The sequence below is a fragment of the Bartonella sp. CE47NXGY genome, from assembly GCF_042195415.1.
GTDB lineage: Bacteria > Pseudomonadota > Alphaproteobacteria > Rhizobiales > Rhizobiaceae > Bartonella.
The window spans coordinates 22,802-37,069 of sequence record NZ_JBHIOI010000004.1; the positions used below are offsets into that span (position 1 = coordinate 22,802).

The window sequence follows — 14,268 nt, forward strand, 5'->3', positions numbered from 1 at the left end:
TTACTTTATTAAAGGAGATTTTTTATGACAGTTTTTGTCGTTGACAAAAATCAATTAGATGCTCGTCGTCGTCGATTGATTTTTCGTGCATGGCATCGCGGTATTCGTGAAATGGATCTCATTTTTGGACATTATGTCGATGCTCATATTACTGGGATGAATGATAAAACGCTCTCTGAGCTTGAGTATATTATGTCTTTTGATGATCGTGATTTACTCACATGGATTACTGGAGAAATTTTGCCCCCCTCTGAAGTTGATAGTCCACTTTTCCGTGATATTGCCAATTATCGTACTTGCTTAAGTTATTAATCCCGATGCCTATATTTAAAAAAATTGTTATTCCCAAAAATAATTCTGTTCGTATGATTTTAGATGGCGTTACTGATGGATTTGAAGCCTTTGCGCTTGCTAAATTAAGTTCAGAAATTGCACAAGGTAAACCGCTCATCTATGTTGTCCGTGACGGAACAAAAATTGCGCATTTACAACAAGTTTTAAATTTTATTGAACCCAATTTACCCGTACTTCAATTTCCTGCATGGGATTGTTTGCCTTATGATCGCGTATCACCAGGAATTGCTGTTATGGCACGTCGACTATCAACATTGGCACACATAGCAAATTTACGGAAAGATCCATATTCTGCAATTATATTAACAACAGCAAATGCAATTATGCAAAAGTTGCCTCCTCGTGAAATGATAGAAGCTCAGCTTATTCACGCACGTGTTGGCCAGCGCAATAACATGGGAAATCTTATTCAATTTCTAGAAACCAATGGTTTTGAACGCGTTACGGTTGTCCGTGATGTTGGTGAGTTTGCTGTAAGAGGAGGAATACTTGATATCTTTTCTCCGATGGATGTTGAACCTTTACGCCTTGATTTTTTTGGAGATACCCTAGAAAGTATCCGCGTATTTGATCCAGAAAGTCAAAGGACAACAGGCCAAAAAACTGAACTTTTATTACAGGCAATGAGTGAGGTTGTTCTTACACCAGAACGCATCAGTCGTTTTAAAAGCAATTATACCCGTACATTTGGTGTATCACAAAAAAATAACATGCTTTATGAAGCAATTTCTCAAGGTCGGCGTTTTGCCGGTATGGAACATTGGCTTCCATTTTTTTATGAAAACCTTGATAGCTTTTTTGATCATTGTGGCAACTTACCGATAGTTTTTGAGCATCTCATAGAAGAAGTCTTCATTGAGCGCTATCGTCTTATTGAAGACTATTATAATGCGCGCAAAGAGCGCGAAAGTGATGAAAAAAATTCTACTTCTTATCATCCAATAGATCCTAGTCTTTTTTATTTAACGCCAGAGCGTGTTTTGGAAGGTGCGCAACAATCTTCACAGCGTATTGATTTTTCTCCTTTTAATGTTCCACAAAGTTTGGAACAAACTATTATTCACGCACATGTTAAACAGGGATATGATTTTGTAAAAGAGCGTAATGCGCAGGAAAAAAATGTTTTTTCAAGTGTTATTGATCATATCGCATCTTTACGCGCTGCTGGTAAAAAAGTGCTTTTAGCGTGTTGGAGTGAAGGATCTCTCAATCGTTTGTTACAAGTTCTCGATGAGCATGGATTGAAAAAAATAGATGTTGCAAAATCTTTGCAAACTGTCAAAGCAACACCTCGGGATCGCATATTAGCAGCTGTTATCATGATAGAACATGGTTTTGTGGCTGAAGATTTGGCTATTATAGCAGAGCAAGATATCCTTGGCGATCGTTTTATAAGATCGCCAAAGCGGCGTAAGAATAATACAAATTTTATTTCTGAAATTTCTGCTTTAAATTCTGGTGATATTATTGTGCATATCGACCACGGTATTGGCCAATTTGTTGGTCTTAAAACCATCAGAACCACTGGAATTTTACGAGACTGCCTTGAAATTAGATATGCTGGAGGTGATTTACTCTTTTTACCTGTTGAAAATATTGAGCTTCTCTCACGTTATGGCTCAGAAGGAACAGAGGTAACTTTAGATAAATTAGGAGGTGTTGCTTGGCAGGCACGTAAAGCTCGGCTTAAAAAACATTTATTGGAAATGGCAGGGCAATTAATCCGTATAGCTGCAGAGCGTATGACTCGTGCTGCGCCTGCTTTACTTCCACCAATTGGACCATTTGATGAGTTTGTTGCTTGCTTTCCCTATGAAGAAACGGAAGATCAAATGAATGCAATTGATGCTGTTTTGGACGATCTAGCCTCAGGCAAGCCGATGGATCGCTTGATATGCGGTGATGTTGGTTTTGGAAAAACTGAAGTAGCCATTCGAAGTGCTTTTGTTGCAGCATTAAATGGATATCAGGTTGCTGTTGTTGTACCGACAACTTTGCTTTCACGTCAACATTACAAAACATTTATTTCGCGTTTTCAAGGATTACCGGTTAAAATTGGACATGCTTCGAGGCTTGTAAAAGCGAAAGAACTTGCACGAGTAAAAAAAGGTGTTTCAGATGGTACAATCGATATTGTCATTGGAACCCATGCATTATTAAGTGATGCAGTTAATTTTTTACGGTTAGGTCTTCTTATCATTGATGAGGAACAGCATTTTGGTGTCAAACACAAAGAGCGTTTAAAAGAGCTTAAAAGTGATATTCATGTTCTCACACTTTCAGCAACTCCCATACCACGCACTTTAGGGTTAGCTTTATCGGGTGTACGTGAACTTTCATTGATAACAACCCCCCCCATTGATAGAATGGCGGTTCGTACTTTTATTTCACCCTTTGATGCACTTGTTATACGAGAGACCCTGCTTCGAGAATATTATCGTGGTGGACAAAGTTTCTATGTTTGTCCTCGTATTTCTGATCTGGCTTTTGTAGAAGAATATCTCAAAACACATGTGCCAGAACTGAAATTCGTTGTGGCTCATGGACAAATGCCGGCTGGACAACTTGATGATATCATGAATGCATTTTATGATGGACAATATGATGTGCTGCTCTCAACAACCATTATTGAATCAGGTCTTGATATTCCAACAGCCAATACCCTAATTGTGCATCGTGCTGAGATGTTTGGTCTTTCTGCCCTTTATCAGTTACGTGGTAGGGTAGGACGTTCAAAACAACGTGCGTATGCTCTCTTTACATTTCCTGCTGGTAAAGTTTTAACAATTGCTGCTGATCGCCGTCTTAAAGTGTTACAATCTCTTGACACCTTAGGGGCCGGTTTTCAATTGGCAAGCCATGACATGGATATCCGCGGTTCAGGCAATTTTTTAGGTGAAGAGCAATCGGGGCATATCAAAGAAGTTGGATTTGAACTCTATCAAAAAATGCTTGAAGAAGCTGTTGCTGAATTAAAAGATGGAGAGCTAAATGAAGATAAGCAATGGTCACCTCAAATTTCCCTTGGTACAACAGTGATGATACCAGAAAGTTTCGTGCCTGACTTATCATTACGTATGGGACTTTATCGTCGTTTAACAGAACTTGATGGTTTAGAACAAATTGATGAATTTGCAGCGGAGTTAATTGATCGCTTTGGTCCTTTGCCCCTTGAGGTTCAACATCTTCTTAAAGTTTTTCATATTAAAACATTGTGTCGAAAAGCACATGTAGAGAAATTAGATGTTGGACCAAAGGGGATTGTCATACAGTTTCGTAATAACTATTTCGCAAATAGTGTTGCTCTTGTTCAGTGGGTGGGAAAACAAGGTTCAATGGCAAAAATTCGACCAGATCAAAGTATTGCTCTTATTCGTGATTGGTCCTCAGCGGATGAAAGGCTTGTTGGAGCAGCGAATATTATGACACAGCTTGTCGAAATGGCAGAACAACATTCTGTTTAAAAAATTTCTTTATTGTTTCAGAACTGTTACTCATTTTTATAAAATCATTCTGAATAAAATTTAAGTTTATAATAAAGAACCCTTTATATATTTATTTAGTTTTTATTATATACGTATTGATATAATGAAGAAAATAGATTAGACGGTTTAACCGCATTAAATAGCACTTGCATATAATAAGCTAATAAGCTCCTGTAAATTTTTTAGAAAAAAAAATTTAGGTAAAGATAGCATGCTTTCTTCATTACAAAAGTGTCTAACTATCGTCTTTTTATTACTCACTTTGATATATGGCGTAAAAAACGCTCACGCTGAGTTTAGCTTAACCGAATTATCTCTTTCTGGTTTAACGCTTGATGAGAAATATAAGCGTATTAAAGAAAGACTACAAGTTATTGAAAAGAGGATGAAATTCATTGAAAAGACATTTGCTGATTTAACACTTTCGCAAATACGTTCTCATAATATAGAACATGATAAGCTGCTACAAGAACACGGAGACCTTAATGAAGAGCGTTATAAGCTTTCTTCAAAACTAAGTGATTTAGCGCAAGAAATGAAGAATTTAGCATATAGAGCGCATAGGGCAAGAGAGTATAGAGTAGGAGAGTATGAAAGAAAATTAAGTAAAGCAACAGAATATCTAAGGTCTCGAAGCGCTTCTGAATTAGGAATGAGTGATGATACAGCAAATGTAGAAACTCTTAACGATAGAGCGATTGATGAAACGATACGACTCTATTCCTTTATGGTTCTTTCTTGTAAAATTCAAGAGAGTCTGTTGGACAGTGATATAGGGGATTTATTACGGAAAGATTTTGGTTGGAGGAAAAAAGATTTTAGATGGGCAAAAGATGCAATCAATTCAATAGATCCTGAATTAATAAAGCACTTTGAAGAACGAATGGTGATTAGTGTCTCAGATTTTGAAGAAGAGATAATTAGTGGTATAAAGGATATGGTGATGCGCAATCCTTCGAATGTAAAATCTGCTCCTTTATTATGTAGAAGCACGAGAGAAATATATAATATAATGCTGCCAGAAAAGAGAAAGAGTATTATGAATCGTATGCGTTCCCATGTTGAAGAGTTATTCAATTAAAAATTTACTCATATAAATACAGAGAAATTAAGCTGATATACTAAACAATAGTTAAAACATATTAGTAATAATATATTTTATTTTTTGAGTTATTACTTATTATTTATTATTTATAATAAAGTAATATTATACACGTAATATATTATCTGTTATTCTTATCATATAAGATTTAATATATATTAAATAATAAACTCATATATCTTTTTTATGTTTTCTTTTTATGCATAATTTTTTGTGCTTGTAGTTTTTTATTTTTATCTGTTTAATTATTTTAATGACGATACATCTCATATCATAAATCTTGTTTCATTAATATGATAAGAGAGATATTTTATAGCTCTAAGTTGTGTTATATAGAGAAACAAAATGATATTTTAATTCATTTTTTTCTTAAAACTTAAATCATTAACGATTTATATCTTTGATATTGTGAAAGATGAAAAGAATTTATCATTTTAGTAGATTCTTTTATTTAAGAAATAACTTAAAAGAAATTGATAAAAGCTATATTTTTTATTCACGTTATAAAACTGAGAGATGATATTTGTACAGAAGTGCAATAATAGATGTTTAATATATGAGCATAAATTTATTATGGCTTTAGGCACGTGAGATGATTCATAGGGAGGGTTTCCTTTGTTCAGTAGTTTATCTATAAAACTAACTCCGCTTGTGATGTACAAGTGGATAAATTTTATTGATTCAACATAAGAGAGGTTTGCGCTATTAGGATCTTTCATACAATATAGAAATAGAAAAAAGATAAATTATTATTATAAATTAATATGTTATTATATTTTAAGAAAGTTTTTTATAAATAAAATATTTTCAGCAGTTATAGATTTTCTCTCTAAGAAAATGTGTTGTTTAATTAAGAAAAAAGCACTTCTTTAGTAGCGTATTTTTAAACTAAACTGTTTAGTTAAACGCTATGGAATATAAAATTTTTATTACAAAAGCGTATCACTATTATTTTGTAAACAAGGGCAGAAAATTGTTCATTAGCAAAAAGCTCTCTTAACAATTATGCAGAAATTTTAGACAATCAGTGGTTTTAATTCATTAAATGTTTCAATAATATCGTAGATGATTTTGTTTTTGTGTATCACACAAGGAAAACAGTAAAATTTATCTGATATTTTAGAGCTTCATGCATTGCAACACCTGTTGCAAAGGTTCTATAAGCTTAACATGAAGAGTAATAAATGTAAAAATTTTAATTAGTAAGTTTTTTAGAGTAGTATCAGAGTTTATTTTAATTAATATTGCAATATTGATTCGTTTGTGTAATCTTAGTTTAAATGCACAGAGGTGTTTTATGGATAGATTGCATCAAATACCAATGTGTTGAAGAGGGGAAATGATATGAGTGTATAAAAATTAGAATGGCTCGTCGTATTTTTTCTCTAAATTTGACTTTTTTTTTTATATTGAAGTAAAAATAGTAAAATTAATTGTTATTTCATTATAATTTAATAAATTAAGTTGGAATTATATTTAATATTTTTTTGAAGTTACTTAAGAGCGCGTTGAAAGGATTAACTTAATCATGTCGCATAAAAATGTTTATTCTGCTGTTTCAGTATTAGTTGGAGCCGCTGCCCTTTTTCTTATAGCTGGTATTTCTGCAAATGCGCAAACTTTATCACAAGGTTGGTACAAAGTTTGCAGTAAGCAGCATGATGTTGATATTTGTAATACAATGAATACTGTATTATCGAATACGGGACAACCTTTAACGGCTTTTAATCTTGTTGAAATAAAAGGGAAGCAAAATGAGAAACGTATAGGTATTCAAGTACCTACAGGTCGTTTTTTGCCAGAAGGTGTTCACATTAAAATTGGTGACGAGTTCTCTAAAAAAATTCCTTATATTATTTGTAATGGACCAAGTTGTATTGCTAATGATGTCTTAGATGATAAGCTTATAGCAGCTATGAAAAGTGGAACAAAAATGGTTGTAACCACAGTTAATTTTCGTGGTTCAGCTAATCCTATTGAATTTTCTCTTAATGGGTTTACAGCAGCCTATACCGGTCCTGGTATGGAGGAAAAAGATTTCCAACAAGAACAAATAAAGCTGCAGCAAGCTATTCAATCAAAGCAAAAAGAAATTGAAGAGCGTATGCGGGCTGAGCAAGAAAAAGCGAAACAAAAGTAATAAAACCACACCATAAAAGTTGGTCAAAACGTTTTCTATAATTGTTTATTTGAACCGCCACAGTTTTCTGTGGCGGTTTTTTTAATCCTTAATTTTTCGAAAGAATTCTGCGTTTCCACCAACCAATACGTTCAGTTTTGGAAGAATCATTAGGCGTTGATGAAATAACAACGGGTTGATTAATTGTTTCTTCAATTTGGGAAGGAGAGGTTTCGATAACTTTCTCCATCTCGATTACAGTTTTTTGCTCTAATATTTTTTGTATTTGCGTTGTCTCTTTAGAAGATGATTTTTTACGTGTTCCACGTGTTGATTTTTTACTCTTTTCAAGAGCTTTATCTTCTACCTCATGAATAGCTTTGTCTGCTTTTTTTGTTTTAGTTTTACGCACCGGACTGGTTGTAGGTTTTTCTTCAAGAGATTTTTGTTCTGCAATATTTTGATCATTCTCTAAAGAAAGTTGATTTTCTACTACTTTTGAAGAACGTGTTTTACGTTTTTTAGGTTTAATACTTGTATCATTTTTTTCAGATTTACTCTGTTGTTGTATATCTAGAGCTTGTGTATTATTTTTTGTTTCTTCAAGTTCAAAAGATTTAGCAGGTGAAACACGACGTTTGCGATGCGCTGCTTTAATTTCTGCTAAAGCTTGCTTAGCAAAATCTCCCACTGGTTCTGCATAAGGAACGCGAATCTGATGAAAACTATTATCTTGATTGCGTCGACCACCACGACGTCCTCGACGACGTCCTCGACGATAAGAATCATCATTCAAGGTATCTTCTTTTTTATGAACGTTGGAGAGAGAATGATCAGTAATTTCACCGTGACGATTTTTGCGCCGACGCTTTTGATTTGTTTCAATGGGAGAAAGATTTTCAATAGATTCACTCTTTATGAAAACAGAATCTTCAATTTCTTGCTTATTGTCATCTTCCAATGAAGATTGAGAAATTCTCTCTGCTATTGAGCCTTTAGAAATAACAAGATGTTGTGTTCCAATACTATCATCTGCTTCAATACTAATATTAAGTTTAAAGCGAGCTTCTAAATTAACAAGAATATTGCGTTTATGATTTAATACATAAAGCGCTGTTGCTACGGGGGTGCGCACGATAATATTATGTTGCGAATTATGAAGAAGATATTCTTCAATTGAGCGCATGACATGTAACGCAATTGATGATTCAGAACGTATATTTCCTGTTCCTGCACAATGTGGGCAGGGCTGTGTCGTACTTTCTAAAACCGATATGCGAATACGTTGACGACTCATTTCTAAAAGGCCGAAGTGTGAAATATGACCTACTTGAATACGAGCACGATCGTTTTTTAAACAATCTTTTAATTTTTTTTCGACCAGCTTCACATTGCGTTCTTCAAGCATATCAATAAAATCAATCACAATTAAACCAGCAAGGTCACGCAAGCGTAATTGCCGCGCTACTTCTTCAGCAGCTTCAAGGTTAGTTTGTAAGGCTGTCTTTTCGACAGAGAATTCTTTCGTAGAGCGGCCAGAATTTACGTCAATAGCAACAAGTGCTTCTGTTTGATTAATAACAAGATAACCACCAGATTTTAAAGAAACCTGTGGTTGCAACATTTTATCAAGTTGAATTTCAATATTATTTCTTGCAAAAATGGGCGTAGGATCACGGTAAGGTTGCACAACTTTTGCATGACTTGGCATGAGCATACGCATAAAGTCTTTCGCTTCACGATATCCTTGGTCTCCAGAGACAAGAATTTCACTAATGTTCTTATTATAAAGATCTCGTATAGAACGCTTGATGAGATTGCTTTCTTCATGGACAAGGCATGGCGCCGTTGACTCGAGTGTCAAAGTGCGAATAGTATCCCATAACCGCATAAGATATTCATAATCACGTTTAATTTCAGCTTTTGTTCTATTGGCACCAGCGGTTCGTAAGATAACGCCCATACCTTTTGGAACGGCTAATTCTTTTACGATTTCTTTAAGACGCTTACGGTCTTGTACGTTCGTAATTTTTCGTGAAATACCACCACCACGTGCTGTGTTGGGCATTAGAACAGAGTAACGACCAGCTAGAGATAGATATGTTGTAAGGGCAGCACCTTTATTACCACGCTCTTCTTTGATAACTTGTACCAACAAAATTTGACGTCGTTTAATGACTTCTTGAATTTTATACTGGCGCCCTTGTTTTCTTTGATAAATCGGGAGCTCTTCACGGATGTCCTCAGCACCGACCATTTCAATCTCATCATAAGAGATATTGGCATTTAATGCTTCTTCTGTATTATCAATTATTATCGCTTCAGATGTGATATCATTTTCAATATCGGCTGCTATAACATTGTTTTTTTCACTTTTTTTTGTTCTTCTGGAGCGTTTTTTATTTTTAGTTGCTTCTTCCGTAAAGGTATCTACAGAATTTTCTCCTACAGCTTCTTTTTCTTCTTCTTCAAGAAGAGCAAGGCGATCAGCAATAGGAATTTGATAATAATCAGGATGAATTTCAGAAAATGTTAAAAAACCATGTCGGTTTCCACCATATTCAACAAAAGCCGCTTGGAGAGACGGTTCTACACGCGTAATACGTGCGAGATAAATATTCCCCTTGAGCTGTTTTCTATGTTCTGATTCAAAATCAAGTTCTTCAATTTTGTTGCCGTGAACAACAACAACACGTGTTTCCTCCGGATGGGAGGCATCTATAAGCATTTTGTTTGACATAAGTTAATATCCTGAAGGCGACATGCACAATTTTATTCAAACGAATGCCATAACTATTCGTAAACATAAAAGGCTGTCTGCCATAAAAGGGAGGTACCAGAAAAACAGGACGAAACACCACGTGCAAAGGCATGACTGCATTTACACCATTTCTCATCATTATTTCCATCTGTTTTTTATGACTCATATTTTCTTAAAAGTCTCCGGTAAAATAATCTTTAAAACAGTTCGGATATCCGAACCAACGAATCTTAAGTAATGCAATCCTAATGTTACAACATAGAAATTTTTCATCCATAAAAAAGTCTCAACGCATAATAGACAAAAAACTTCTAAAGACAACTTAATATGAGTTACAGATAATTTAGATGACTATTATCAGCTAGGAAGCATAAATATTCTTTTATGTTGATATCATGCGTTTGGCAAGTAACAATGTAAATCATGTATAATTATAATATCTTTATGACCTTAATTTCGTTTTGAGGTGTTTATTTAGCTTTTATTGAAAAATAGATAATAAATTGGTGTATCGTTTTATGTAACCAAGATAAATTATTACAAAGGTAATGTAGAGTATTTTGCTTATGATAAGAGTTTTTTTTACCAAAAAGCTGAAAACAGCTTATGGGGATGTTATTGTGCTCGTCACATACTTTTTATTATCTTTTTTGCTACTCCAAACTAGTGTTCAAGCCGCAGATCCTCTGAGACTTATTAATTTTCGAACCATTGGTGATAGTATTCATACGCGTATTATTGCGGTTTTTAATTCAAAACCAAATGTTCGTTTACAGATTTTTGACAGGCCCGCACGTTTGGTTATCAATTTACCTACAATTGACTTTTCGATGCAAAATACGCCTTTAAAGAAACGGAATACATTATCCGTTATGCTTTCAGATGTGCGTTATGCTTTCTCTGACATACAGACTTCACGCATTATTTTGACAAGTAAAACGGCTTTTGTGGTTGAAAAAAATGTCGTAAAAAAATTAAATAATGGTTTATGGCAGTTGCTGATTGATATTCGTAAAAGTACACAAGAAAAATTTGATGAGATATTAAAAAAACAGCAAAGAAGCAATTTTGATACAAAAACACAGTTAATGCCAGCATATAATTTCCGTGTTGTTCTTGATCCTGGTCATGGTGGTATTGATGGCGGTGCACGGGGTGTTACTGGAATTTTAGAAAAAGATGTGACTTTAGACTTTGCGCGTGCATTGCGAGACGAATTACAAAAGGATTCTCATATTACCGTTGCTTTAACACGAGATTCCAATATTTTTTTAAGACTAAGTGAAAGAGTTAAAAAAGCGCAAGAGTTTGATGCTGATCTTTTTATATCTATTCACGCAGATACGATTGATCTACATTCTCTTCGCGGTGCCACAGTGTATACCATATCAGATAAAGCCTCTGATGCCATTGCAAAATCTTTAGCTGAAAATGAAAATAAAGTTGATTTGCTTGATGGTTTGCCTGCAGATGAAACGCTCGAAGTTACAGATATTTTGATGGATCTTACACGACGTGAAACACATACATTTTCGGTTAATTTTGCAAATAGTGTTATTTCAAGTTTATCAAAGAATCATATTAACTTGATTAATAACCCACATCGGTATGCTAATTTTCAAGTTTTAAGAGCTTCAGATATACCCTCAGTCTTGATAGAGATAGGTTATTTATCCAATAAAGAGGATGAAAAGTTATTAAATGATCCTCATTGGAGAAAACAAATGGCAGCCTCTATTGCTCATTCTATTCGTCAATTTGCTGATTATAGGCAGAAAATGATACAGCCTCTTTAAATTTATGAGAAAATAGAGTATCAATATGGGCTTCTAGTGTACCCTAGTATAAATAAAAGATAGAAAACAATTTCTCTTGATCTCAATCTTGTGGTGATATCCACTTGGTGTGTTTGAAGTAACGTATTTTTTCTTTAATTAATTCTTAAGAAAGCGATAGCCGTTTTTATGATGATTTTTTTAAGATATCTTCTTCGTTTTTTTATTGCTATTGGACTTTATGGTGCAATAACGTGGGGTGTTATGACCAGTGGTCAAGCAAATGCACTCCCTGATTATGAAGTTCTTTCACTTTATGAGCCGCCGGTAATGACCCGTGTCCATGCTTCTGATGGCCGTCTTATGGCAGAGTTTGCAACAAAACATCGCCTCTATTTACCGATTCAATCAATACCAAAGCTTGTTATAAATGCTTTCATTTCGGCTGAAGACAAAAACTTTTATCATCATTTTGGTTTAGATCCTGAAGGACTTTCTCGAGCTTTGATCAATAATATTCGTAATATTGGTTCTGGAAGACGTCCAGAGGGTGCATCAACTATAACGCAACAAGTCGCTAAAAACTTCCTTTTAAGTTCAGAAACAACGTTAGAACGTAAATTTAAGGAAGCTATTTTAGCAATGCGTATTGAGAAAACTTATTCAAAAGATCATATTCTCGAACTTTATCTCAATGAAATTTATCTGGGTCGTGGCACTTATGGCATAGCTGCTGCTTCATTGACCTATTTCAATAAATCCGTCAATGACCTGACGCTAGAACAATGTGCTTATTTGGCTGCTCTTCCAAAAGGACCAGCAAATTATGATCCATTTAAGAATACACAACGTGCTATTGATCGGCGTAATTGGGTTATAGACCGGATGATTGCAAATGGATATGTAACGCGTGAACAAGGTGAAAAAGCGAAAGCTAAACCTTTAGGAGCGACAATACGTGGGAGTGATAGCTATGTTTTTGCGGCTGATTATTTTACTGAAGAAGTACGGCGTCGTTTAATACATCGCTATGGGGCTAAAACACTTTATGAAGGTGGGCTTTCCATTCGTACAACGCTTGATCCGCATTTACAACTTATTGCGCGACGTGCTTTGCACGATGGATTAATTAGATTTGATCATGCGCAAGGATGGCGTGGAGCTTATGCGCATATTGATGAGAAAGGTGATTGGGGGACAGAACTTGCAGATATCACAGGGCTAAGTGATGTTCCTGAATGGCGTTTAGCTGTTGTTCTTTCTACTAATCTCAATAAAGTAGAGATTGGTTTACAGCCACAGCGCGAAGCTTCAGGTATATTATCAAAAAAACGGGAAATTGCTGTTTTATCTGAAGCTGATTCAAAATGGGCACTCCATGTTGTAAAAGAAAATGGTTATCGAAAAACTGTTCAGAGCTTATCTCATGTTCTGCAAGTTGGGGATGTCATTTTTGTTGAAAAACTATCTAATACAAACAACACTTATCGTTTACAACAAATTCCAAAGGTTGAAGGTGCAATTGTTGCTATGGAACCTCATACAGGGCGCGTTCTTGCTATGGTGGGAGGATTTTCTTTTGCAGCATCTGAATTCAATCGTGCAACCCAAGCTTATCGCCAACCGGGGTCTGCTTTTAAGCCTTTTGTTTATGCAGCAGCTCTTGATAACGGATATACACCAGCATCCGTTGTTTTAGATGGCCCCATTGAAGTTCGTCAATATAATGGTGAAGTTTGGCAACCCAAAAATTATGGGGGTACCTTTGCAGGACCTTCAACGTTGCGTTATGGTATTGAGCGTTCTCGTAATCTTATGACAATACGGCTTGCCAATGATATGGGAATGCCTCTTGTCGCTGAATATGCAGAACGCTTTGGGATCGTAGATAAATTGCAGCCTTATCTTCCCATGGCTTTAGGGGCTGGCGAAACAACAGTATTACGAATGGTTACAGCTTATTCCGTTATTGCCAATGGCGGACGCTCTATTAAACCTTCTCTGATAGACAGAATTCAAGATCGTTATGGGAAGACAATTTATCGTCATGATGATCGTATTTGCGAAAATTGTAATACGAATTCATGGAATAATCAAAGTGAACCCACATTGATTGATGAGCGAGATCAAGTTCTTGACCCTATGACGGCTTATCAAATTACATCGATGATGGAAGGGGTTGTTCAGCGTGGTACTGCGGCACGTTTACGTTATCTTAATCGACATATTGCCGCTAAAACAGGAACAACCAATGACTCTAAGGATGTCTGGTTTATGGGATTTACTCCTGACATTGTCGTTGGTATTTTTGTCGGTTATGATCAACCAGCTCCGTTAGGATATAATGGAACAGGAAGTTCATTAGCTGCACCTATTTTTGGTGATTTTATGGCAGATGCTCTTAAAGGGAAGCCAGATGTTCCCTTTAAGATGCCAAAAGGTATGATTTTAATGCCAATTAATCGGAAAACAGGAATGCTTGCCGAAAGAGGAGATCAAGATGTCATTATAGAAGCATTTAAACCAGGGACTGGGCCTGCTGATATATATCAAGTTATTGGGAGTACAAATTCTTTTCAAGAAGGTGTTCCTGCAGTAACGACTTCTCCACAAGTCAACAAAGCACTTGAAAGTGGGACAGGTGGGCTGTATTAATCGACAAAATCTCCTTT

The 14,268-nt window shown here is 35.3% G+C and carries 7 protein-coding genes; 6 read left to right on the forward strand and 1 reads right to left on the reverse strand.

The features are described from left to right. The first annotated feature begins 24 nt into the window (after positions 1-24). From ACFIL3_RS02685 to ACFIL3_RS02700, 4 genes are all read left to right on the forward strand, one after another. A complete protein-coding gene (locus ACFIL3_RS02685) occupies positions 25-312 on the forward strand; it encodes a succinate dehydrogenase assembly factor 2 (protein ID WP_375611887.1) in 288 nt (95 codons plus the stop codon). A 5-nt stretch (positions 313-317) separates the two neighbouring features. Then, entirely contained in the window at positions 318-3,818 is a 3,501-nt protein-coding gene (gene mfd, locus ACFIL3_RS02690; protein WP_375681816.1) for a transcription-repair coupling factor, read from the forward strand. A 232-nt stretch (positions 3,819-4,050) separates the two neighbouring features. Then, positions 4,051-4,920 carry a hypothetical protein gene (locus ACFIL3_RS02695; protein ID WP_375681817.1) on the forward strand — a complete coding sequence of 290 codons (870 nt, stop codon included), beginning with the start codon at positions 4,051-4,053 and terminating at the stop codon, positions 4,918-4,920. A gap of 1,549 nt (positions 4,921-6,469) precedes the next feature. Then, a complete protein-coding gene (locus ACFIL3_RS02700; RefSeq protein WP_273791265.1) occupies positions 6,470-7,081 on the forward strand; it encodes an invasion associated locus B family protein in 612 nt (203 codons plus the stop codon). An 88-nt stretch (positions 7,082-7,169) separates the two neighbouring features. Here ACFIL3_RS02700 and ACFIL3_RS02705 read toward each other — a convergent pair whose 3' ends face one another. Then, the gene (locus ACFIL3_RS02705; RefSeq protein WP_375681818.1) at positions 7,170-9,800 is read right to left on the reverse strand and encodes a ribonuclease E/G; all 2,631 of its coding nucleotides are present in this window, start codon (positions 9,798-9,800) and stop codon (positions 7,170-7,172) included. Between the two features lie 587 nt (positions 9,801-10,387). Here ACFIL3_RS02705 and ACFIL3_RS02710 point away from each other — a divergent pair. Together ACFIL3_RS02710 and ACFIL3_RS02715 are read left to right on the forward strand one after the other, a co-directional pair. Beyond that, positions 10,388-11,617 (forward strand): N-acetylmuramoyl-L-alanine amidase, encoded by a 1,230-nt coding sequence (locus ACFIL3_RS02710; protein WP_375628086.1) that lies wholly within the window; start codon positions 10,388-10,390, stop codon positions 11,615-11,617. 168 nt (positions 11,618-11,785) lie between these two features. Next, positions 11,786-14,251, forward strand: a complete 2,466-nt coding sequence (locus tag ACFIL3_RS02715) for a penicillin-binding protein 1A (RefSeq protein WP_375628088.1) — start codon at positions 11,786-11,788, stop codon at positions 14,249-14,251. Positions 14,252-14,268: the final 17 nt, after the last annotated feature.

Bases quoted from the DNA above. Each gene is read 5' to 3' on its own strand.
- ACFIL3_RS02710 (WP_375628086.1), top strand. From the start codon at position 10,388: ATGATAAGAGTTTTTTTTACCAAAAAGCTGAAAACAGCTTATGGGGAT.
- ACFIL3_RS02695 (WP_375681817.1), top strand. From the start codon at position 4,051: ATGCTTTCTTCATTACAAAAGTGTCTAACTATCGTCTTTTTATTACTC.
- ACFIL3_RS02705 (WP_375681818.1), bottom strand. From the start codon at position 9,800: ATGTCAAACAAAATGCTTATAGATGCCTCCCATCCGGAGGAAACACGT.
- ACFIL3_RS02700 (WP_273791265.1), top strand. From the start codon at position 6,470: ATGTCGCATAAAAATGTTTATTCTGCTGTTTCAGTATTAGTTGGAGCC.
- ACFIL3_RS02715 (WP_375628088.1), top strand. From the start codon at position 11,786: ATGATGATTTTTTTAAGATATCTTCTTCGTTTTTTTATTGCTATTGGA.
- ACFIL3_RS02685 (WP_375611887.1), top strand. From the start codon at position 25: ATGACAGTTTTTGTCGTTGACAAAAATCAATTAGATGCTCGTCGTCGT.
- mfd (WP_375681816.1), top strand. From the start codon at position 318: ATGCCTATATTTAAAAAAATTGTTATTCCCAAAAATAATTCTGTTCGT.